Annotated in this window: 19 protein-coding genes; 8 read left to right on the top strand and 11 right to left on the bottom strand. The window is 66.0% G+C overall.

The genetic code is table 11. From position 1 onward, the window contains the following. Positions 1–171: 171 nt before the first annotated feature. On the top strand, positions 172–705 hold the full coding sequence (locus tag C5O79_RS22390) for a class IV adenylate cyclase (protein ID WP_039351482.1): 534 nt from the start codon (positions 172–174) through the stop codon (positions 703–705). Positions 706–771: 66 nt separating this feature from the next. Here the strand turns inward: C5O79_RS22390 and C5O79_RS22385 are convergent, their stop codons facing one another. After that, the gene (locus C5O79_RS22385) at positions 772–1,257 is read right to left on the bottom strand and encodes an Lrp/AsnC family transcriptional regulator (RefSeq protein WP_006408082.1); all 486 of its coding nucleotides are present in this window, start codon (positions 1,255–1,257) and stop codon (positions 772–774) included. 139 nt (positions 1,258–1,396) lie between these two features. Here C5O79_RS22385 and phhA point away from each other — a divergent pair, with 139 nt between their 5' ends. Next, complete coding sequence (phhA, locus tag C5O79_RS22380) at positions 1,397–2,290, top strand: phenylalanine 4-monooxygenase (protein WP_047852587.1); 894 nt, start codon at positions 1,397–1,399, stop codon at positions 2,288–2,290. Positions 2,291–2,437: 147 nt separating this feature from the next. Then, the gene (locus C5O79_RS22375) at positions 2,438–2,746 is read left to right on the top strand and encodes a 4a-hydroxytetrahydrobiopterin dehydratase (RefSeq protein ID WP_039352208.1); all 309 of its coding nucleotides are present in this window, start codon (positions 2,438–2,440) and stop codon (positions 2,744–2,746) included. Positions 2,747–2,838: 92 nt separating this feature from the next. Here the strand turns inward: C5O79_RS22375 and C5O79_RS22370 are convergent, their stop codons facing one another. Further along, positions 2,839–3,069 (bottom strand): DUF3717 domain-containing protein, encoded by a 231-nt coding sequence (locus tag C5O79_RS22370; protein WP_039351485.1) that lies wholly within the window; start codon positions 3,067–3,069, stop codon positions 2,839–2,841. 122 nt (positions 3,070–3,191) lie between these two features. On the opposite strand from C5O79_RS22370, the gene C5O79_RS22365 reads away from it, so the two are divergent. Continuing rightward, the gene (locus C5O79_RS22365) at positions 3,192–3,884 is read left to right on the top strand and encodes a response regulator transcription factor (RefSeq protein ID WP_006401494.1); all 693 of its coding nucleotides are present in this window, start codon (positions 3,192–3,194) and stop codon (positions 3,882–3,884) included. Between the two features lie 118 nt (positions 3,885–4,002). Beyond that, positions 4,003–5,487, top strand: coding sequence for a sensor histidine kinase (locus C5O79_RS22360; RefSeq protein WP_122473440.1), 1,485 nt, complete (start codon positions 4,003–4,005; stop codon positions 5,485–5,487). A 143-nt stretch (positions 5,488–5,630) separates the two neighbouring features. Here the strand turns inward: C5O79_RS22360 and C5O79_RS22355 are convergent, their stop codons facing one another. The 7 genes from C5O79_RS22355 to mnmC form a co-directional block, all read right to left on the bottom strand. Continuing rightward, positions 5,631–6,161, bottom strand: a complete 531-nt coding sequence (locus tag C5O79_RS22355; RefSeq protein ID WP_046550062.1) for an SET domain-containing protein-lysine N-methyltransferase — start codon at positions 6,159–6,161, stop codon at positions 5,631–5,633. A gap of 180 nt (positions 6,162–6,341) precedes the next feature. Beyond that, a complete protein-coding gene (locus tag C5O79_RS22350) occupies positions 6,342–7,454 on the bottom strand; it encodes an NADH:flavin oxidoreductase/NADH oxidase (RefSeq protein WP_131931769.1) in 1,113 nt (370 codons plus the stop codon). A gap of 215 nt (positions 7,455–7,669) precedes the next feature. Then, the gene (locus C5O79_RS22345) at positions 7,670–8,380 is read right to left on the bottom strand and encodes a glutamine amidotransferase (RefSeq protein WP_131931767.1); all 711 of its coding nucleotides are present in this window, start codon (positions 8,378–8,380) and stop codon (positions 7,670–7,672) included. A gap of 28 nt (positions 8,381–8,408) precedes the next feature. Further along, positions 8,409–9,047 (bottom strand): MarR family winged helix-turn-helix transcriptional regulator, encoded by a 639-nt coding sequence (locus C5O79_RS22340; RefSeq protein WP_027788730.1) that lies wholly within the window; start codon positions 9,045–9,047, stop codon positions 8,409–8,411. A 508-nt stretch (positions 9,048–9,555) separates the two neighbouring features. Then, complete coding sequence (locus tag C5O79_RS22335; protein WP_006490006.1) at positions 9,556–10,671, bottom strand: YbdK family carboxylate-amine ligase; 1,116 nt, start codon at positions 10,669–10,671, stop codon at positions 9,556–9,558. 14 nt (positions 10,672–10,685) lie between these two features. Then, complete coding sequence (locus C5O79_RS22330; protein WP_039351502.1) at positions 10,686–11,900, bottom strand: cation:proton antiporter; 1,215 nt, start codon at positions 11,898–11,900, stop codon at positions 10,686–10,688. Positions 11,901–12,571: 671 nt separating this feature from the next. Beyond that, complete coding sequence (gene mnmC, locus C5O79_RS22320) at positions 12,572–14,518, bottom strand: bifunctional tRNA (5-methylaminomethyl-2-thiouridine)(34)-methyltransferase MnmD/FAD-dependent 5-carboxymethylaminomethyl-2-thiouridine(34) oxidoreductase MnmC (protein WP_131931765.1); 1,947 nt, start codon at positions 14,516–14,518, stop codon at positions 12,572–12,574. A 388-nt stretch (positions 14,519–14,906) separates the two neighbouring features. On the opposite strand from mnmC, the gene C5O79_RS22315 reads away from it, so the two are divergent. Next, the gene (locus C5O79_RS22315) at positions 14,907–15,185 is read left to right on the top strand and encodes an HU family DNA-binding protein (RefSeq protein ID WP_006401505.1); all 279 of its coding nucleotides are present in this window, start codon (positions 14,907–14,909) and stop codon (positions 15,183–15,185) included. Between the two features lie 118 nt (positions 15,186–15,303). Here C5O79_RS22315 and C5O79_RS22310 read toward each other — a convergent pair whose 3' ends face one another. Beyond that, positions 15,304–16,617: a GTP-binding protein gene (locus C5O79_RS22310; RefSeq protein ID WP_131931763.1), complete on the bottom strand. Its 1,314-nt coding sequence runs from the start codon at positions 16,615–16,617 to the stop codon at positions 15,304–15,306. A 159-nt stretch (positions 16,618–16,776) separates the two neighbouring features. Then, positions 16,777–17,226, bottom strand: coding sequence for a lytic transglycosylase domain-containing protein (locus C5O79_RS22305; RefSeq protein WP_046550058.1), 450 nt, complete (start codon positions 17,224–17,226; stop codon positions 16,777–16,779). A gap of 367 nt (positions 17,227–17,593) precedes the next feature. Here C5O79_RS22305 and gspD point away from each other — a divergent pair, with 367 nt between their 5' ends. Further along, on the top strand, positions 17,594–19,936 hold the full coding sequence (gene gspD, locus C5O79_RS22300; RefSeq protein WP_124473525.1) for a type II secretion system secretin GspD: 2,343 nt from the start codon (positions 17,594–17,596) through the stop codon (positions 19,934–19,936). A gap of 5 nt (positions 19,937–19,941) precedes the next feature. After that, complete coding sequence (gene gspE, locus C5O79_RS22295) at positions 19,942–21,432, top strand: type II secretion system ATPase GspE (RefSeq protein WP_311766414.1); 1,491 nt, start codon at positions 19,942–19,944, stop codon at positions 21,430–21,432.

Here is a 21,432-nt window from a genome sequence, read left to right as displayed (position 1 = left end):
GGCAGCCGGCGACCGTGCGGGCCATCGCGTGCGCGTGAACCGTGCAATCACGGGGCGAGCCTCCCGGCCGCGTCGTGTCGCCGCGTCCCGCCGCTCGTCACGCCACCTTCGCGGGCTTTTTGCTAGATTGTGCGTTCGCACACCGCGAGACCCCGATTGAAGGAGACCCGCATGGCCCGCAACATCGAGATCAAAGCCCGCGCCCGCGAATTCGACCGGCTGCGCGAACGCGCGGCGACCCTCGCGACCGAAGCGCCGCTGTTCTATCGCCAGCAGGACTTCTTCTATGACGTGCCGCGCGGCCGGCTGAAGCTGCGCCGCTTCGAGGACGGCACGCCGGCCGAACTGATCTTCTACCAGCGCGACGACCGCGACGGCCCGAAGGCGTCGTACTACACGCGCAGCCCGGTGACAAATCCCGACGCGATGCACGCGCTGCTGGCCACCGCGCTGACCACGCGCGGCATCGTGACGAAGGAACGGCACGTGTACCTTGCGGGCCGCACGCGCATCCACCTCGACCGTGTCGACGGTCTCGGCGATTTCATCGAGCTGGAAGTCGTGCTCGGCCCCGATGACGACGAAGCCGGCGGCGAAGCCGAAGCACACGACGTGTTCGCGAAGCTCGGCGTGTCGCAGGACGATCTCGTCGCAGTTGCGTACGTCGACCTGCTGAACGCCGACACGCCGCACGAAGTGGCCTGATCCGGCCCTGCCCCAAGGCGGCGCAACCCGCGCCGCCTTCAACCCTGCCGCCGCGCGGTTACCGCGTCAGGCGGCGCCGGGCGCCAGGTGCGCGAGCGGCAGCGCACCGTTGCGCTTGAAGGTCGTCAGCACGATGTTCGAGCGCACGCTGTCGACGCCCGGCACACGCATCAGCTTCTTCATCACGAACTGCGACAGCGCGTTCAGGTCGGGCGCAACGATTCTCAGCAGGTAGTCGGCATCGCCCACCACCGCGTGGCATTCGAGCACTTCGGGCAGCACGTCGATCTGCTGCTGGAACTGCTCGATGATCGAATCGCCGTGGTGCTTGAGCTTGAGGCTCGTGAACGCGGTGACGCCGAGCCCGAGCTTTTCGGGGCGCAGCATCACACGGTAGCCTTCGATCACGCCGGCAGCCTCGAGCCGCTGCAGCCGCCGGCCGATCTGCGACGGCGACAGCGGCACCTCCTCGCCGAGCTGCTGATGCGTCGCGCGGCCGAAGCGCTGCAGCACGTCCAGCAGCGCGAGATCGAAGTGATCGAGTTCCAGCATGAGCATTCTCCGCATTGATTCGTGATTTTATGCGCGATTATCGCATCATCTAGCGAATCTACGCCAATATTGCGCCCATTCCGCGCGCAGCCCGCTCTACACTTGCATGATTCCAACTCACCGCGTGCAGAGCCAGATCATGTCCACCGTCGTCACCGCGAAACTGCAGGAGCAGTTCGATGCGGGCCTCGAAACCCGCGCCGATTTCACCATCGATCAGCCGTTCGCGCGTTACGGCCAGGTCGACCACGCGGTGTGGAAGCAGCTCTATGCACGCCAGTCGGCGCTGTTGCGCGGGCGCGCATGCGACGCGTTCGTCGCTGGACTGGGGAAGATCGACCTGCCGGCCGACCGCGTGCCGTCGTTCGCCGACGTGAACCGTCAGTTGAAACCGGCGACGGGCTGGGAGATCGTCGCGGTGCCGGGCCTCGTGCCCGACCGGGTGTTCTTCGAGCATCTCGCGAACCGGCGCTTCCCCGTTACCTGGTGGATGCGCCGTCCCGACCAGCTCGACTACCTGCAGGAACCCGACTGCTTCCACGACCTGTTCGGCCACGTGCCGCTGCTGATCGACCCGGTGTTCGCCGACTACATGCAGGCGTACGGCCGCACCGCGCTCGCGGTCGCCGACGATGAAGCGGCGCTGACGCGCCTCGCGCGGCTCTACTGGTATACGGTGGAATTCGGGCTGATCCGCGACCCGCGCGGCACGAACGGGCTGTCGATCTACGGCGCCGGGATCGTGTCGAGCAAGGGCGAAAGCCTGTACAGCCTCGAAAGCGCGGCGCCGAACCGGCTCGGTTTCGACCTCGAGCGCGTGATGCGCACGAAGTACCGGATCGACACCTTCCAGAAGACCTACTTCGTGATCGACGATTTCGCGCAGCTGTTCGCGCTCGCCGACGTCGACGGCCGTGCGCTGGCCGACCGGCTGGCGGCGCTGCCCGAGTTTGCCGCCGGCGCGGTGCTCGATACAGATCGCGTGCTGCATCGCGGCACGGGCGAAGGCTGGCCGGACGACGCCGACGCGTGACGTTCGAGGGCGCCGGAACGCGCCGCTGCCGGACTCCCGATCGCCGTCTCCGGATGGCCGTCCCGCAACTATGAAACAATGACCGGTGCCGGCTTCGCCGCGCGGCGCAGCCGTGCGCGGGCGCCGTTACCGACCGAGAGGTGCAAGATGATCCACAAGCTCACATCAGAAGAACGCAAGACCCGGCTCGAAGGCCTGCCGCTCTGGACGGCCGTCCCGGGCCGCGATGCGATCCAGCGCAGCCTGCGCTTCGCCGATTTCAACGAAGCGTTCGGCTTCATGACGCGCGTCGCGATCAAGGCGCAGGAAATGAACCACCATCCGGAATGGTTCAACGTGTACAACCGTGTCGACGTCACGCTGTCGACCCACGATGCCGACGGGCTGACCGAACGCGACATCGAACTGGCGCTGTTCATCGACCGTGCCGGCGCACACGCGCAACCGGCCGCCTGAGGCCTTCCTCTACCGCCGCGCGTCTTTCGATGCGCGGCGCGTCAACTTTTCATTTCGATGAACGTTTTCTAGGATGTAGTCAGCGAAAGCCTTCAGCTTTCCAAGCCATCCTTAAGGCGCACGTAAGTCTCGTACGCATTCCGCGCCTTGGGGTCCAATCCTTCCAGTTGTAGCGCGCTTTCGCGCTGTACAATCAGCAGCGCATACGGCTTGGAAAGCGCGCTGGCCTCTTCGCAGAGTTTGAGTTCGTCGCCGCTCGACGGCGAGCGGGCGCGCCAGAAATTGATCGCGGCTTCTAGGTCGTTGATCGAAATATCGGACATGTTTGGATTTAATCGTTCGCTGGCCGCCATGCTTGATGTCAGGTGTTGCGGCGCCCCTGTGGAAACGGCGTCGTGCTGTCCGCGTGCCTAAACCGCCAACCCATTGTACTTGAGCGAACTTCATGCGACTCCTTCTGATCGAAGACGACCGCCCCATCGCACGCGGTATCCAGAGCAGCCTCGAGCAGGCTGGCTTCACCGTCGACATGGTGCATGACGGCATCTTTGCCGAACAGGCGCTGGCACAGAACCGCCACGAACTCGTGATCCTCGACCTCGGCCTGCCGGGCATCGACGGGATGACGCTGCTCACGCGCTTCCGCCAGACCAACCGCCACACGCCCGTCATCGTGCTGACCGCACGCGACGAGCTGAACGACCGGATCCAGGGCCTGAACTCCGGCGCCGACGACTACATGCTCAAGCCGTTCGAGCCGGCCGAGCTCGAAGCGCGCATCCGCGCGGTGATGCGCCGCAGCGGCCCGCACAGCGACATGCCGCGTCCGGAAGTGTCGCTTGGCGGTGTCCGCCTGTCGGGCGTCGATCGCCGCATCTTCAACGACGACAAGCCGCTCGAACTGTCGCCGCGCGAATTCGCGGTGCTCGAAATGCTGCTGCTGCGTCACGGCCGCGTCGTCAGCAAGGCCCAGTTGCAGGATCACCTCACGCACTTCGGCGGCGATCTCGGCGACACCGCGATCGAAGTCTACGTCCACCGCGTGCGCAAGAAACTCGAGCAGTGCCGTGTCGAAATCGTCACGGTGCGCGGCTTCGGCTACCTGCTGCAGGAAATCCGCCAGACGGCAAGCGTCTGAGCGGCACCGCACGCCGGGCGGCCACGTGCCGCCCGCGTGTACGCGCTGCTTCGCGTCGCGGCCCGGCGCACGACCGCGCCGCTCCCCGTGAGCGGCGCTTATCCATTTGCCCGTCGAAATGTCTCCTGATCCGGCTGTGACCACCAGCCTGCGCCGCTCGCTGCTTCGGCGCCTCGCCGCCCCGCTGTCGATGCTCGCGCTGATGAGCGGCCTGATCGCCTACTGGCTCGCGTGGCAATACACGCAGCACGTGATCGACCGCTCGCTCGCCGATCTCGCGACCGCCATCTCCAAACAGATCCAGATCGCCGGCCCCGACGCGCCGTTCACGGTGCCGCCGCTCGCGCAGGCGATGTTCTCCGATCCCGCCGAAGCGCTGATCTACCGGATCAGCGATGGCGAACAGGAACTCGCCGGCGATCCCAAGCTGCCGCTGCAGGGCATCAACGTGCGCCGCATGCATCACGCATACGTGTTCGAGGCCGAGTACGACAACCGTGCGGTGCGGGTTGCGCAGGTGCGCGTCGACGACGTCGAGGGCGGCAAGCCGATGGTCGTCGAGGTCGCGCAGCCGGTGCGGCACCGCTACCGGATCGCGGCCGAGTTCCTCGTCGCGATCATGATGCCGCTGCTGCTGCTGCTGCTCGCGGGCTGGGGCATCGTGTGGCGCGTCGTGAACCAGCAGCTCGGCCCGCTCACGCACCTGGCCGATTCGCTGAACCGGCAGACCCACACGTCGCTGGAACCGGTCGACGAAACCGAGGTGCCGCTGGAAATCCGGCCGCTGACGAGCGCGATGAACGCGCTGCTCGGCCGCCTGAAGACGGCGCTCGACGCGCAGCGCAAGTTCATCGCCGATGCCGCTCACCAGTTGCGCACGCCGCTCACGGCCGTGAAGCTGCATGCCGAGCAGGCGGCCGTGGCGCGCGACCCGCACCAGACCTTCGCCGCGGTGCGCGAACTGCGCGCGGCCGCCGACCGCGCGGTGCGGCTGTCCAACCAGTTGCTGTCGCTCGCCCGTGCGGAGCCAGGTGAACAGGCCGCGCGATTCGTCGACGTCGACCTCGCGGCGATGGCGTTCGAGACAGGTGCCGAATGGGTGCCGCGCGCGCTTGCGTCGCACGTCGACCTCGGCTTCCAGCGCACCGACGATCCGGGTGACGACGAGAAGCTGGTCGTGCGCGGCAACCCCGTGCTGTTGCGCGAGGTGATCGCGAACCTGCTCGACAATGCGCTGAAGTACGTGCCGCTCGCGCGGCCGGACGGCGCACGGATCACGGTGAACGTTGCGCGCGGCGCACTCGAGGACGGCCAGCCGGCCGCCGAGATCGTCGTCGAGGATAACGGCCCCGGCGTGCCTGCCAACCAGCAGGCCGACCTGTTCAAGCGCTTCTTCCGCGGCGACGCGCAAAGCGGCAACGGCGTCGAGACGGGCGCCGGGCTCGGCCTCGCGATCGTGCACGACATCATCGCGATGCACGGCGGCACCGTCTCGTACGAGGATGCATCGGAAGGCGGCTCGCGCTTCGTGGTGCGGGTGCCGCTGGTCGCGCGCACCGAGAAGCCGGCCAGCGAAACACCGGCCGCCGCGTCGACGCACTGAGGAATCGAGAAACTGAGGGACTCGCGGCGGGCGGCAGCTGATCGGGCCGCGCGCCGGATGAGGAAGGCGGAAAGGACGGCGGCACGATGCGGCGGCCTTCCGCTGAAACGGCAGCGGCAGCGCACGATGCGCCGCCACCTGCGTCACTTCTTGCTTTTCTTGTCCTTCGATCGGGACTCGGACTTGCCGTCCTTCTTGTCCTTCTTCTTTTTCTTCTTCCCGCCCTCGTCGGACGTCGCGAGCAGCGTGCCGCGGCACGACGACGCGCCGCAATGGCACGCGTACTCGCGCTTGAGCTTCTTCGTCAGCTTCGCGTCGATCACGAGGCCGTAGTCGTAGAACAGTTCCTCTTCCGGCCCGATGTCGCGCAGCGCGTGGATGTACACGCGGCCTTTGACTTCCTCGGCTTCGCAGTTCGGCGCGCACGAGTGGTTGATCCAGCGCGCGCTGTTGCCGTCGATCTTGCCGTCGATCACCCCGCCCTCGTCCAGCGCGAAGTAGAACGTATGGTTCGGTTCGCTCGGGTCGTGCGGGTGGCGGCGCAGCGCCTCCTTCCACGAAATTCGTTCGCCCTTGTATTCCACTACGCGCTCGCCGGCCTTGATCGGCGCCACGGCGAACACGCCCTTGCCGTGTACTCCCGAGCGGCGCACCGCGATCCTGCGTGAACTCATCGAACGAATCCTTGTGAAGACGACTTGAATGGAAGTCGGCCGTAGTCACGGCCCGGCGTCGCGCAAAACGAAAACGCGGCACCGGTTGGTGCCGCGTCGGGGCATGCGGCGAATCACCCGCATCCTACACGTTCACGATTGCTTCGTTCAACATCACGCGCAATATTGCGCGCGCGGTGCTCAACGCTGGCCGAATGCGATGTCGCCGAACAACGCCTTGTGCTCGCGCGGCTGCGAACGCCAGTATTGCGGCGGCGCCGTTACCTGCGCGCCGAGCTCGGCCGCCGCGTGCCACGGCCAGCGCGGGTCGTACAACATCGCACGCGCCATCGCGACGAAATCGGCATCGCCGGCCTCGATGAGCCGGTTCGCATGCGCGGGCTCGTTGATCAGGCCGACGGCGATCGTCGGCATGCCGACCGCGCGCTTCACGGCCTGCGCGAACGGCACCTGGTAGCCGGGCGACAGCGGAATCTTCTGCAGCGGCGACACGCCGCCGGACGACACGTCGATCCAGTCGCAGCCGCGGCGCTTCAGTTCGTGCGCGAACGCGATCGTATCGTCGAGCTCCCAGCCGCCTTCCACCCAGTCGGTCGCGGACACGCGCACGCCGACCGGTCGGTCCTCCGGAAACGCCGCGCGCACGATCTCGAAGATCTCGAGCGGAAAGCGCATGCGGTTTTCGAGCGAGCCGCCGTATTCATCGGTGCGCTGGTTCGCAAGCGGCGACAGGAACTGATGCAGCAGGTAGCCATGCGCCGCGTGCACTTCGATCGCGTCGATGCCGAGCCGTGCTGCCCGCTTCGCCGAGGCCGCGAACGCGTCGCGGATCCGGTTGAGGCCGGCAGCATCGAGTGCGAGCGGCGGCGTCTCGCCGTCCTTGTGCGGCACGGCCGACGGCGCATGCGGCAACCAGCCGCCGTCGGAGACGGACACGAGCTGGCCGCCCTGCCACGGCACGTTGCTCGATGCCTTGCGCCCCGCATGCGACAGCTGCATCGCAATGCGGACCGGCGAATGCTTGCGGATCGCGGCCAGCACCGGCTTCAACGCGGCTTCGGTCGCGTCGTCCCAGAGGCCGAGGTCGCCATGCGTGATGCGCCCGTCGGGTTCCACCGCGGTCGCCTCGATGCAAAGCAGCCCCGCGCCCGACAGTGCGAGATGGCCGAGGTGAATCATGTGCCAGTCGGTCGCCTCGCCGCGTTCGGCCGAATACTGGCACATCGGGGAGATCACGATCCGGTTCGGAAGGGTCACGCCGCGCAGCGTGAACGGGGAAAACAGCGCAGTCATGGAAGCCGCTCGCCAGGAAAGGTAAGAGCGGACGAGCGTAGCATGCAGGCGGCAAGCGTGCCGCCGGCGCGTTCGGCAGTAAGCGGATGGTCAGGTACGACCGGCGGCCGGTTGCCGGCAACGGAGAAAAGGCTGCGCATACGGCGACGCGCCGGCTTGCAACGAATGCGGACCGGGCAACCTCTGCGCGGCGAACCGCGGTGCCGCTGGCGGCGTCAGAGTCCGACGCTGTCGAGCCACTCCGCGAACATGCGTCGTGCGGCCGCCTCGAGCGCGGGGCCGTGCCGAGCGGTATCGGCGCGCAACTGGCGCGCGTCGATGCCTGGCGTCGCCGCGATTTCGCCGGCGTTCGCGATCAGCCACGGTTCGAAACGGTCGGTGCGGATTTCCGGATGGCATTGCAGTGCCAGCACGTGCCGGCCCCATGCGAATGCCTGGTGACGGCAGGCCGGGGTCGATGCGAGATGAATCGCCCCGCCCGGCAGGTCGAACGTGTCGCCATGCCAGTGCAGCATCGACGTCGCCGCACCATCGAGATGGCGCAGCGGCGACGCGCGACCGGCATCGGTGAGCGTCAGCGGCGTCCAGCCGAGTTCATGCCGGGCAGCCGGATAGACGCGCGCACCGAGCGCCCGGGCGATGAACTGCGAACCGAGACAGATCCCGAGGATCGGCAACCCGGCGTCGATGCGCTGGCGCACGAGCGCCGCGAGCGGCGCGATCGTCGGATACTGCGCATCGTCGTACACGCTGAGCGGCCCGCCGAGCACGACGAGAAGCGACGGCTCGAGCACGTCGAGCACCTCGACCCGCGACGACCCGACGTCGACGTAGCGCACCCGCCGGCCCCGTTCGCCGAGCACCTGCTCGAAGCTCCCGAGATCCTCGAAATGCACGTGGCGGATCGCCACGACTTCAGCGTTCATCATCGGCCTCCCGGTCGATCGACGGACGTCAGCCGGCGAAAATCTTCCAGGTCTTCTTCTGCGTCGCCGCGTCGGCCTCTTCCTGCACCGAGCAGTCGAGACGCAGATCGCTGTCGGACATCGAGATGTCGAGCGCCGCGCAATGATGCACGGTCTTCTTCGACAGCTTGCCCGGCTGGAAGTGAGCGCACGTCAGGCACATGCGCTGCGGCGGCGTCGCACCGGCCACCTGCAGTTCGCGCAGCGTCTTCAGCAGCGCGCGATACAGTGCGCCCTGCTCGTCCGCGCCGAGCTTGCCGACCGCTTTCGTCAGGAATTCAGGCCATTGCAGCGCCTTCTTCGCGGCCGTCCGGCCACGGGCCGACAGGCGCACGGCCAGCGCGCGGCCATCGTCCAGCGCACGGCGCTTCTCGACGAGCCCCTTCGTTTCGAGCGTGCTCACCGCATCGCTCGTGGTCGCCGCGGTCAGCTGCGTCTCGCGCGCGATCTCGCCGAGCCGCATCGGGCCCTTGCGCTGCAGCAGCAGCACGAGAATCTCGCCCTGCGTCGGCGTGAGGCCTGCGCCTTCCGCCCAATCCCATGCCTGGCTTCGCATGGCCGTACTCAACCGCAGCAGGCTGTGGGTCACACGTCCCGAAGCCTGATTCCCGTAAACGCCTTCGCTCATAGTCTTTTCGCTTTGCCGCCGCCCGGTTTGCCGAGCGGCCGTAGTGTGGAGATCGAATGTCTATCTCAAAACAGACATGCTCTTGCGAGTATGTCAGCACGGCCGTCGCGAGGGCACACGCGGCGGTCGCGTTCGCGGCGACCGGTAAGACACGCATCGTTCCGGTGTCCGCAAAGCCGACATTCTAAGCGAGAGCGGAAAATCGCACAGCTAAGTTATCCCCTTCATTCTGTGGAAAATCGCTGGATAACCAAAATTTTTCGTTGTGCCTGCAATGCCGAACGCCCGCCGAACGGTGCGCAAGGGCATTTTCCTGTTCGGATCGGCCACCGGGCCGACCGCAACGATCCACCGGGTTATCCCGCGCACAGACCGTTGACTTTGCTGAGGAATATCAGGTTATCCACAGATTTTCAGGACAACCGGCAACGATTTCGGCGGCAATCGGGGCCGCCGGTCGTTCAGTGAATCGCGACTCGGTCGACCCCGTAATCTGCAAAACATTTTTTCACTCGCGCCAACGTAAGCACTGCTGGCGGACCGTCTCATTGAGCGATTTTTCCTGTTTGAAAACGGTTCTCAACCACGACGCGTCGTTCACGCGCGCCTTGGCGAGCGCGCCGATCTCGTCGAGCGCCGCGCGCGAACCGAGCGCGGCCGCATGCGGCGCGATCCGGTCGAGCGTGTCGAGGATGTCTTCGGCGATCGTTCGGCGCTCACCCGTCTGAGGATTCACGCAGGTGCCCTCGAGCCCGAAGCGGCACGCCTCGAAACGGTTGAACGTGTAGACGAGGTAGTCGTCCTCGGACAGCTTCAGCGGCCGGTCGGTCAGCAGGTAGCGCGCGAGCGTCTGGATGTAGCAGGCGATCGCCGCCGCGCGGTCGACCGACAGCGGCGTGTCCATCACGCGGACCTCGATCGTCCCGTAGCCGGGCTTGGGCCGGATGTCCCAGTAGAAATCCTTCATCGAGTTGACGACGCCGGTGTTCACCATCTTCGTGAAGTACTCCTCGAAGCTGTCCCAGGTCAGCACGAACGGCGCGCGGCCCGACAGCGGGAACGCAAACACCGAATTCAGGCGCGCCGAATGGAAGCCGGTGTCGACGTTCTGCACGAACGGCGACGACGCGGACAGCGCGATGAAGTGCGGAATGAAGCGCGACATCGAGTGCAGCAGGAACAGCGCGCTGTCGGGATCGGGGCAGCCGATGTGCACGTGCTGGCCGAACACGGTGAACTGCTTCGCGAGATAGCCGTACAGCTCGGAGATGTACTGGAAGCGCGGCGCATCGTAGATCTGCCGGTCGCTCCATTGCTGGAACGCATGCGTGCCGCCGCCCGCCAGCCCGACGTTGAGCTGATCGGCCGCCTTCACGAGCACGTCGCGGATCGCGTGCAGCTCGCTGACCGCCTGCTCGTGCGAATGGCAGATGCCGGTCGACAGCTCGATCATGCTCTCGGTGATTTCCGGCGTGATGTTGCCCGGGAAGGTCTCGCCCTGGATCAGGCGCATCAGGTCGGACGCCGCTTTGGTCAGGTCGTAGTTGTGCGTGTTGACGACCTGGATCTCCAGTTCGACGCCGAACGTAAACGGCTCGGAATTGACGAAGGTTTCGAGTGCCATGGCAGGTTCCGGAATCAGTTGCCGTCGCTGCGCTCACCGACCGCCGACAGGCAACGGTACACGATGAACGGGCTGACGAGCTGCAGGATCACGATCGTGCACATCACGATCGCGCGCAGGTGCGGGTCGAAATTCGGATAGAGCTGGTAGGTGTCGTCGACGAGCAGGTACGACAGCGCGGACATCGGCGTGAGCGCGATGCCGAGCGCGATGCCCTGCTTCATCCCGATGCCGCTCGGCTTCGCGAACGCGACGACGCCGGCCAGCTTCGCGACGAGCCGCGTGACGATCAGCACGATCGCGAGCAGCCCGCCGAGCGCGATGTCGCCCCACGTGAACGACGTGAGCGTGAGGACGAACAGGGTCACCGTCAGCAGCCAGCCCGCGGTACCGAAGTGCTCGGGCCACAGTTGCGGGCGCGCTTCGAGGTTCTTCACGATGATGCCGGCGAGCAGCAGCGTGAGCAGCGTCGACAGCTTCAGCGCCTGGGCAACGGCGATCGCGAGCATCACGAGCCCGAACAACGCAACGAACGAATGCTCGTCGCGCATCGTTGCAGTCATGTGGCGGAACAGGTAGTTGCACGAGCGCGCAACGACATACGCGACGATGAACGAACCCGCGAGCAGGTAGAGCGGCTGCAGGATCGTCGCGAAAACGTTGCCGTACGCTTCCTGGTGGAGCCAGCTGGTCACGAGCTTGGTCAGTACGATCGCATAGACGCTGTTGAGCGCGGTGAGCGTGATGAGGCGTTGCGACACCTGCCCTTCCGCGCGCAGTTCGGTCTTCAGCTGGATCACCATCGACGGCGACGTCGCGATCGCGATCGCCGACAGCACCAACGCGACCATCCCCGACACACCGAGCGCGAGCATCACGAACAGCACCAGCACGAACGTCAGCGTGGCTTCGGCGAGGCTCGACGCGATGAGCCACGGATTGCGCCGGATCCAGCGCAGGTCGAGACGGCTGCCGAGCTCGAACAGCAAGAGGCCGAGCGCGACGTCGATCAGCAACCGTGAGGTTTCGTCGGTGCTGGCATCGATCACGCCGAATCCGAACGATCCGGCGATGAGACCGATCACCGCATAACCGGTGATGCGAGGCAGACGCCATGCGCGATAGCAAAGCTCGCCACACAGGCCGGCCGCGAACAGCGCGAGCCCGGCCCAGAACACGGCATCCGGCGTAAGCGGCCAGTTGGGCAGGAATGAGAACGCCGACTTCATCGTGGTGACTTCTCCTTTGGAAGCGACCGCCAGCGACGCGGGGTCAAGCGTCAGAAATGGATGCGCGCCGGCTGGGTATCGCCCCGAATGTGATTGTTGTGTCGACGACGGCGGGACATGGGATCCGCCTTTTCCGCCACAGGGCGGAAAGTCGTTCAGGTTGCCGATCTGGATTGTCGGCCTGGTGTGTGAACGGACTGCGCAGTCTCGAAGATTCAGATTCGAAATCGTGCCGACCGTTCCATTGAAGCATGTCCGGCGCCTGGCCGGATGAACGCGAAGGAAACCGATTGTGCCACAGCTTTTTCGGTCTGGAACCCATTGAATCGACTCGCGGCGCTGTGCGGCACCACAGGTCTTTGGTTTCAAAGGTTTACTTGTATATATACGTAGTAGAAGTTAACAAAGGACCCACAGTTCTGTGGATAACTCCGGTTTACGCTGATGGATCAACGTGTTGGCGAAACCATAACCGGTTGCACAGGCTGTTCGCGCACAGAGGTTTGAGTTGAGCAACTTTTGGGCCGCTTCACAGCTGTGCCGAGTTGCCCAGTTTACGTCCACTGTGATTACACACGAAGTGCGTGCGGATTTCGCGCGGTTATCCACAGCGTCGAGTGGATAACCTTGCGCGAAAAAGTCGGGAAACTGTGAGCGGCTCGGGTGAGCGGTCAACCGGCCTGGCCGACGCGGCGCGCGCGCAATGCGCGGATCAGGAAGCGTGCGGGGTCGACGGCATCGGCGAGTTCGCGCTCGAGCGGCCACGGCTCGCCTTCGAGTTGCGACGCGATCAGTTCGGCGCCGAGTGCCGCCCATACGAGGCCGCGCGAGCCGAAGCCGAATGCGCCGTAGAGCCCGGGCATGCGCGGCAGGTCGCGCGCCTGCGCGCCGCTCAGCGCGCGAGCATTGGCGATGGCGCCTGCTTCGTCCGCGAGCGGGCCGAGCAGCGGCAGGCGGTCGCCGACGACCCAGCGGAACGCAACGCGGCCGCGCAGTGTGTCGGGATCCGGCAGGTCGCCGACCAGGCCCGGTAGCAGATGCCGTACGCGCTCGATGTTTTCGAGGTGGCCGGCCGCCCGCATCGCGGGATCGACGTCGTCGGGTTCGAACGTCGCGCCGATCAGCAGCGTGCCGTCGCCGAGCGGCACCGCGTAACCGTCGCCGATCGTGGGGCACGGCAGCGGTGCCGTGCAGCCGGCCGGCAGCAACGTGAGTTGACCCCGCACCGGTTGCAGCACGACATGTTGCAGCCCGGCGAGACGCGCGGCGTCGCCGGCATTCGCGACCACGACGACAGGCGCTTCTGCCAGCGTGCCGCCCGCATCGTCGAGTGCATGCCATGCGTCGCCCCGCCGTTCGAGTTTGGCAACGCGGGTGGACGCGAGCAAGCGCACGCGCTCGCCGGCCGCCGCGTATTGGGCCGCGCAAAGGCCGGCCGGCCAGACGGCGCCGCCGTGCGGAAACAGCAGGCCGCCCTGCGCGACCGGCAGGTTCAGATGCGCGCGCGCGGCCTCGACGTCGAGCAGCGACACATAGTCGGATGGTGCACCGAACGCATCGAATGCCTCGCGCATCCGTTCGAAGTCGTCAGTGGATTCCGCGAGATGGATCATCCCGTGCGTGCTGCGCGCGAATGCGTGGCCAGCACGTTCGAGTGCGCGCCAGCGTGCGATCGCATGCAGGAAGCCGCCGCGCGTGAGCCGGCTCGCGACGTTGTCGTCGCGTGTCATCAAAGGATGGAATACACCTGCCGGATTGCCCGACGCGTCGCTCGCGATCCGCTCGTGCCGCTCGATCAGCGTGACTTCCCAGCCGCGCGCGGCCAGACGTTCGACGACCGCGCAGCCTGCCAGCCCCGCGCCGATCACGATCGCACGGCGCGTCGCAACAGGCAGGGCGAGCGGCGGCTCGTGCCGGCGCGCGCGCCAGCGCGGCGCATATTCGCCAACGAGCAGATCGTCGACTTCGCGATACGTGAAACCCGATTTGCCGAGCGCGTGTTTCAACGCGTCGGAACTCGCATGCGCTGCAAACGTGGCGTGTTCCCCGGCGATTTTCGAGAGCGCGCGAACCAGATCGGCCGACTGAAGATCCGCGTCGCTCGATGACGCGAGGCCGTCGAGACAGAACGCGTCGGCGCGCGCGACGATCTTACCCAGCATGTCGATTGCATCGCCGAACGCGAGCGTGAGCACCACGCGCCCTTCGTCGAATTCGAGTCGATGAAGGCCCGGTACGAGCATCGGCCACGCGTCGGCAAGTGCATCGACATCCGCCGATATGGTTGTGTCCGCAACGATATGGGAAGCTGCACGGCGCAGGTCGTCGCGCACGAACGGATGCGGCTCGACTGCGACAAAATGCAGCCGCTCGCAGCGCGCGGGATCGTCGCGCCATGCGGCCCAGGCCGCGAGGAAGCTGCTGCCGGCGCCGAATCCGGTCGCCACGATCGTGAACGTGCGGCGGCCCTGCCAGCGCGCCGGCAGCCCGTTGCCCGCGACGAACATGCGATGCGCAAGCGCGCCGGATGCGCCGCGGTGGAGATCGCCGAACTCGGGCGAGGCGAGCGTGCCGTCGTCGCGAAGCGCGAGCGTGGCGGGAACAAGTCGGTCGGTCATGCGAAACAAAAAACGTGGCAGCCAAGCCTGGCAAGGGATTGCGCGGGGCCGTCCGACCGGTCGTTGGAAAAAGCCAACGGCGCGGCGCACGGGCGGACCGCGCTGCGTATCCTGTCCGGTTGGCGCTGGTCAAAAACCGGGCAGTCGATGATTCATTCGGCGAAATACCGATGAAAATCTTTGAAACCCTTGTCGTTATTGGGTTTGCGCTGCGCTATCATAGCAACGCCGTACCGCGGGGTGGCCACCGGCTCACCGGAGGGCGCGTCGCGCGGGCCAGGATTCGGCGCTGTGTCGTCGGAGTCTGACTCTCGACGGCACGGTTCGCGCACGTATAATCGGCGCGTTCGCGCTGTTCGTGTCAACCTAACCTGATAAAGGAACCTTAATGAACAAACAGGAACTGATCGACGCCGTCGCCGCCCAAACGGGCGCCAGCAAGGCTCAAACCGGCGAAACGCTGGACACGCTGCTCGAAGTCATCAAGAAGGCCGTGTCGAAGGGTGATGCGGTTCAGCTGATCGGCTTCGGCAGCTTCGGTTCGGGCAAGCGCGCAGCACGTACGGGCCGCAACCCGAAGACGGGCGAAACCATCAAGATCCCGGCAGCCAAGACGGTCAAGTTCACGGCTGGCAAGGCGTTCAAGGACGCCGTCAACAAGCGTTAAACCAGCGCCTGTTCCAAGAAAAACCCGCCGTGAGGCGGGTTTTTTGTTGGGCGCGCGCGGCATTTTCGCCACAGTCCGCGCCCCTCTTGCAAGATTTAACGGTTGTTTTTACAACGCGTTACGCGTGCACGATCTGCGTGTCGCCGTGATCGTCGTCGTCGTGGGAATCGACATCCCACGCCGGGAACGGATCGTCGAACGCGTGCCATCCGGCCGCGCCGAGCGCGAATTCCGCATCGGTCAGCAGGCACGCATCGAGCTTCGCGCGCCATGCATCCGCGTCGAGCGCGATGCCGATCAGCACGAGTTCCTGCCGGCGGTCGCCCACTGCGCGATCGTCGAGATCGCCGTGCCATTCGGCGCGGATTTCACCGAGCAGCTCGTCGTCGTCCGGCCATTCCGCGCGATCCTGCGCCGCCCACCAAAGCCCCGCCGGGCCATGCCGGCAGACGCCGCCCGCCTGCGACAGCGAACCCGCGATGTCGTTGCGCGTCGCGAGCCAGAAGAAGCCCTTGCTGCGCAGCACGCCCGGCCACTCCTGATGCAGCAGCGCCCAGAGTCGCGCCGGATGAAACGGCCGGCGCGCGCGGTAAACAAAATTGCCGATGCCGAATTCGTCGGCTTCGCCGTGCACGTGCGCATGATGTTCGTCATGGCAGTCCGGGTCGTCGCAATGCGTGTGATCGTGATCGAGCGACGCGAGCCAGCCCGGCGCGTTCGCGGCTTCGTCGAAATCGAAGCGGCCCGTGTTCAGTACTTCGTCGAGCGGCACGTTGCCGAACGTCGACACGACCTGGTGCGCGCGCGGGTTGAGTCGCGCGAGGATGTGCTGCAGGCGGGCGAGGTCGTCCTCGGCGACGAGATCGGCCTTGTTGATCACCAGCACGTCGCAGAATTCGATCTGCTCGATCAGCAGCTCGACGAGCGTGCGGTCATCCTCCTCCGATGCGGCGATGCCGCGCGTCGCGAGCGCATCGTCCGAGCCGTAGTCGCGCAGGAAGTTGTACGCGTCGACCACGGTGACGAGCGTGTCGAGCCGCGCGATCGTCGACAGCGACGTGCCGTCGTCGTCAACGAACGTGAAGGTTTCGGCGATCGGCATCGGCTCCGCGATGCCGGTCGATTCGATCATGATCGCGTCGAAACGGCCTTCCGACGCGAGCGTGCGGATCTCGACGAGCAGGTCGTCGCGCAGCGTGCAGCAGATGCAGCCGTTCGACATTTCGACGAGGCGTTCCTCGACGTGCGACAGCGCCTGCGCGTCGCGCACGAGCGATGCATCGATGTTGACCGCCGCGAGATCGTTGACGATCACGGCCACTTTCAGGCCCGCGCGGTTCGCGAGGATGTGATTGAGCAGCGTGGTCTTGCCGGCGCCGAGGAAGCCGGACAGCACGGTGACGGGCAACGGCTGGTTCATTGCCGGATTCATAGCGATATGCACCAACGGAAAAATTGAAAAAGCGGCCGCGACGCCCTTCAGGGGCGCGATCGTCCCGCGGACGGGCGAAATTGCGGCGTGAGATCCGCATTGTGCATCAAACGCGCGCCGGCCGGCCGCTACGGCGCCAGGCCGCGCTGCGGCACGGGGTCACTGCACGGGCGGCAGCAGTTTCCACTGCGTCAGGATGCCGGCGATCTGCCGTGCATACTTGTCGCGCAGCGACGGGGTTTCCGAATGATAGGCGCCGACTGCCTGCCACGTGTTGCCGTAGCGGTTCATCTTCTGCTTGAGATGCCAGGCGGCGATGTACACGTTCTTGCACGGCTCCATCAGCGTGTCGCGGCCGATTCCATAGCGCGACAGCGTCGGCAGGTGGATCGAATTGATCTGCATCAGGCCGTAGTCGACCGAGCCGTTCGTATTCTTGTTCAGCGCGCCGGGCCGGTTGCGCGACTCCTGCCACGCGATCGCGCGCAGGATCAGCGGATTGACCTGCTGATATTTAGCTGCTTCGTCGAAACAGTCCGCGCGAGCGTTCGCGCTGGCGAAACACGCGCCGGCGGCAATCAACACGATCGAAACGAACCGTCTGTTCATGGTGCGAAATCGACAAGAAAATGCGTGAGGGTCGGGAAAACCCGTGCCTGTTATTCGTGCGGCGAGAATCGTGCCGCCCGTATCATACCGACAGTCCGTCAGCTTGCGACATACAGGAATACGGCCGCCCGGTTATACCGCATTTCCGTGTCGGTCCATCGCGAAACGGGGGCGATGGCCGGCATGCCGGGAATAGCGCCGAATCTTACATATTGCATACGATTCGCCGGATACATGTCGTATGTGAGACAGTCCTCGGATCAATGTGATATTTCGGACATGAAAAACTGCTAATGTCGCCTCTTTCGGACTTGGATCCCAGCACTACCGCCGGAAGTGGCCTGAGCCGGCATCGACCCATTCATCCATGACAAGAAATCGCTTCGTTATGCGGCGTGTCGCCACGACTCTGATCGTCGCCGGCATCATCGTCTCGCAGGCCGCCTACGCTCAGGTCACGCTCAATTTCGTGAACGCGGATATCGACCAGGTCGCCAAGGCGATCGGCGCCGCAACCGGCAAGACCATCATCGTCGACCCTCGTGTGAAGGGGCAGCTCAACCTCGTGGCCGAACGGCCGGTGCCGGAAGACCAGGCGCTGAAGACGCTGCAGTCGGCGCTGCGCATGCAGGGCTTCGCACTCGTGCAGGATCACGGCGTGCTGAAGGTCGTGCCCGAGGCCGACGCGAAACTGCAGGGCGTGCCGACCTACGTCGGCAATGCGCCGCAGGCGCGCGGCGACCAGGTGATCACGCAGGTGTTCGAGCTGCACAACGAATCGGCGAACAACCTGCTGCCCGTGCTGCGGCCGCTGATCTCGCCGAACAACACGGTCACCGCCTATCCGGCGAACAACACGATCGTCGTGACCGACTATGCGGACAACGTGCGGCGCATCGCGCAGATCATCGCCGGCGTCGACAGCGCCGCGGGCGCGCAGGTGCAGGTCGTGCCGCTGCGCAACGCGAACGCGATCGATCTCGCCGCGCAGCTGCAGAAAATGCTCGACCCGGGCGCGATCGGCAACAGCGACGCGACGCTGAAGGTGTCGGTCACGGCCGACCCGCGGACCAACTCGCTGATGCTGCGCGCGTCGAGCGCGTCGCGCCTCGCGGCCGCGAAGCGCCTCGTGCAGCAGCTCGATGCGCCGAGCGCGGTGCCCGGCAACATGCACGTCGTGCCGCTGCGCAACGCCGATGCGGTGAAGCTCGCGAAGACGCTGCGCGGGATGCTCGGCAAGGGCAGCGGCAGCGACAGCGGCTCGTCGGCGTCGTCCAACGATGCGAACAGCTTCAACCAGAACGGCGGCTCGTCGTCGAGCGGCAACTTCTCCACCGGCACGTCGGGCACCCCGCCGCTGCCGTCGGGCGGCCTCGGCGGCTCGTCGTCCTCGTCGTCGTACGGCGGCACGTCCAGCAGCGGCGGGCTCGGCGGCGGCGGCCTGCTCGGCGGCGACAAGGACAAGGGCGACGACAACCAGCCCGGCGGGATGATCCAGGCCGATGCGGCGACCAACTCGCTGATCATCACCGCATCGGATCCGGTGTACCGAAACCTGCGCTCGGTGATCGACCAGCTCGATGCGCGGCGTGCGCAGGTTTATATCGAGGCGCTGATCGTCGAGCTGAATTCGAACACGCAGGGCAACCTCGGCATCCAGTGGCAGGTGGCGAGCGGCCAGTTCCTCGGTGGCACGAACCTGAACCCCACGGCCGGCCTGGGCAACAGCATCGTCAACCTGACGGCGGGCGGTGTGACCAACGCTGCCGGCGGCATCACCGGAGGCGGTCTGGCCGCCAACCTCGGGTCGCTGACCCAAGGGCTCAATATCGGCTGGCTGCACAACATGTTCGGCGTGCAGGGGCTCGGTGCACTGCTGCAGTATTTCGCGGGCGTAAGCGACGCGAACGTGCTGTCGACACCGAACCTGGTCACGCTCGACAACGAGGAAGCGAAGATCGTCGTCGGCCAGAACGTGCCGATCGCGACCGGTTCGTATTCGAACCTGACGAGCGGCAATACGAACAACGCGTTCAATACCTACGATCGTCGCGACGTCGGCCTGACGCTGCACGTGAAGCCGCAGATTACCGACGGCGGGATCCTGAAGCTGCAGCTCTACACCGAGGATTCGGCGGTCGTCGCGGGCACTACGAGCGCGCAGACCGGCCCGACCTTCACGAAGCGCTCGATCCAGTCGACGATCCTGGCCGACAACGGCGAGATCATCGTGCTCGGCGGCCTGATGCAGGACAACTACCAGGTGTCGAACAGCAAGGTGCCGCTGCTCGGCGACATCCCGTGGATCGGCCAGCTGTTCCGTTCCGAATCGAAGGTGCGCCAGAAAACCAACCTGATGGTGTTCCTGCGCCCGGTAATCATCTCCGATCGCAGTACCGCGCAGGAAGTCACGTCCAACCGCTACGACTACATCCAGGGCGTGACGGGGGCGTACAAGTCGGACAACAACGTGATTCGTGACAAGGACGATCCGGTCGTCCCGCCGATGCCGATCGGCCCGAGCCAGGGCGGCACGGCCGCGGGCAACCTGTTCGATCTCGACAAGATGCGTCGCCAGCAGCTGCAGCGCCAGGTCGCGCCGGTGCCGGCCCAGCCGTTGCCTGAAGCGACGCCCGCGCAGCCGCAGAGCGTGCCGCAGCAAGCCGTGCCGCAACAGCCGCTGACGGCCACGCCGGGAGCGTCGCAGTGAGCGACGTGCACGCCTCTTCCACCCACGACGGTGCGCCGGGCGAACGGCAGCCGCCGTCGCCGCTCGCCGCGCGACTGTTGCCGTACGGCTTCGCGAAGAGCGGCCAGGTGCTGATCGCGCACCAGCTCGACGACACGCTCGAGGTGTGGATCAGCGAACGCACGAGCGATGCCGCGCTCGCGGAAATCGCGCGCAACTTCGGCTCGATCTCCGTGCATCGCGTGCCGGCCGACGAGCTCGCGCAGGCGATCAACCATGCGTACGCACGCCAGGACGGCAGCGCCGCGCAGGTGGTCGGCGAGGTCGAAGGCGAAGTCGACCTGTCGCGGCTGATGCAGGACATTCCCGAAGTCGAGGATCTGCTCGAGTCGGAAGACGACGCGCCGATCATCCGGATGATCAACGCGCTGCTCACGCAAGCTGCACGCGAACAGGCGTCGGACATTCACATCGAGCCGTTCGAGAATGCGTCGGTCGTGCGCTTTCGCGTCGACGGCACGCTGCGCGACGTCGTGCGCCCGAAGAAGGCGCTGCACGGCGCGCTGATCTCGCGGATCAAGATCATGGCGCAGCTCGACATCGCCGAGAAGCGCCTGCCGCAGGACGGCCGCATCACGCTGCGCGTCGGCGGGAGGCCGGTCGACGTGCGCGTATCGACGCTGCCGACCGGGCACGGCGAGCGTGCGGTGCTGCGTCTGCTGGAAAAGGATGCGCAGCGGCTGAACCTCGAAGCGCTCGGGATGGGCCGCGACACGCTCGTGCAGTTCGACAAGCTGATCGCGCGCCCGCACGGCATCGTGCTCGTCACGGGCCCGACGGGTTCGGGCAAGACGACCACGCTGTATGCGTCGATGTCGCGGCTCGAAACCGCGACGACGAACATCATGACCGTCGAGGATCCGATCGAATACGACCTCGGCGGCATCGGCCAGACGCAGGTGAACGAGCGGATCGGGATGACCTTCGCCCGTGCGTTGCGCTCGATCCTGCGCCAGGATCCGGACGTGATCATGATCGGCGAAATCCGCGACCTCGAAACCGCGCAGATCGCGGTGCAGGCGTCGCTGACGGGCCACCTCGTGCTCGCGACGCTGCACACGAACGATGCGGCCTCGGCCGTCACGCGTCTGACCGACATGGGTGTCGAGCCCTACCTGCTCGCGTCGTCGCTGCTCGGCGTGCTCGCGCAGCGGCTGGTGCGGCAGCTCTGCCCCGTCTGCAAGGAAGAACGCCAGGAAGAAGGCCGCACCGTGTGGCATCCGGTCGGCTGCGACAAGTGCGGGCATTCGGGGTATTCGGGCCGGCGCGGTGTGTACGAGTTGCTGCTGGTCGACGAGTCGATCCGCTCGCTGATTCACCGCAACGCGGCCGACGCGGAGATTCTCGCCGCCGGCCGGGCGGAAGGGATGCGCACGCTGCGCGACGACGCCGAGCGCTGGCTCGCGTCCGGTGCGACGTCGCTCGAGGAAGTGCTGCGCGTGACGGGAGGCGCATAG

Origin of the sequence: Burkholderia sp. SRS-25 (assembly GCF_004343765.1) — a bacterium.
GTDB lineage: Bacteria > Pseudomonadota > Gammaproteobacteria > Burkholderiales > Burkholderiaceae > Burkholderia > Burkholderia contaminans.
The sequence above is the reverse complement of the archived record's forward strand: the minus strand, read 5'-3'. Positions and strand labels throughout refer to the sequence as shown.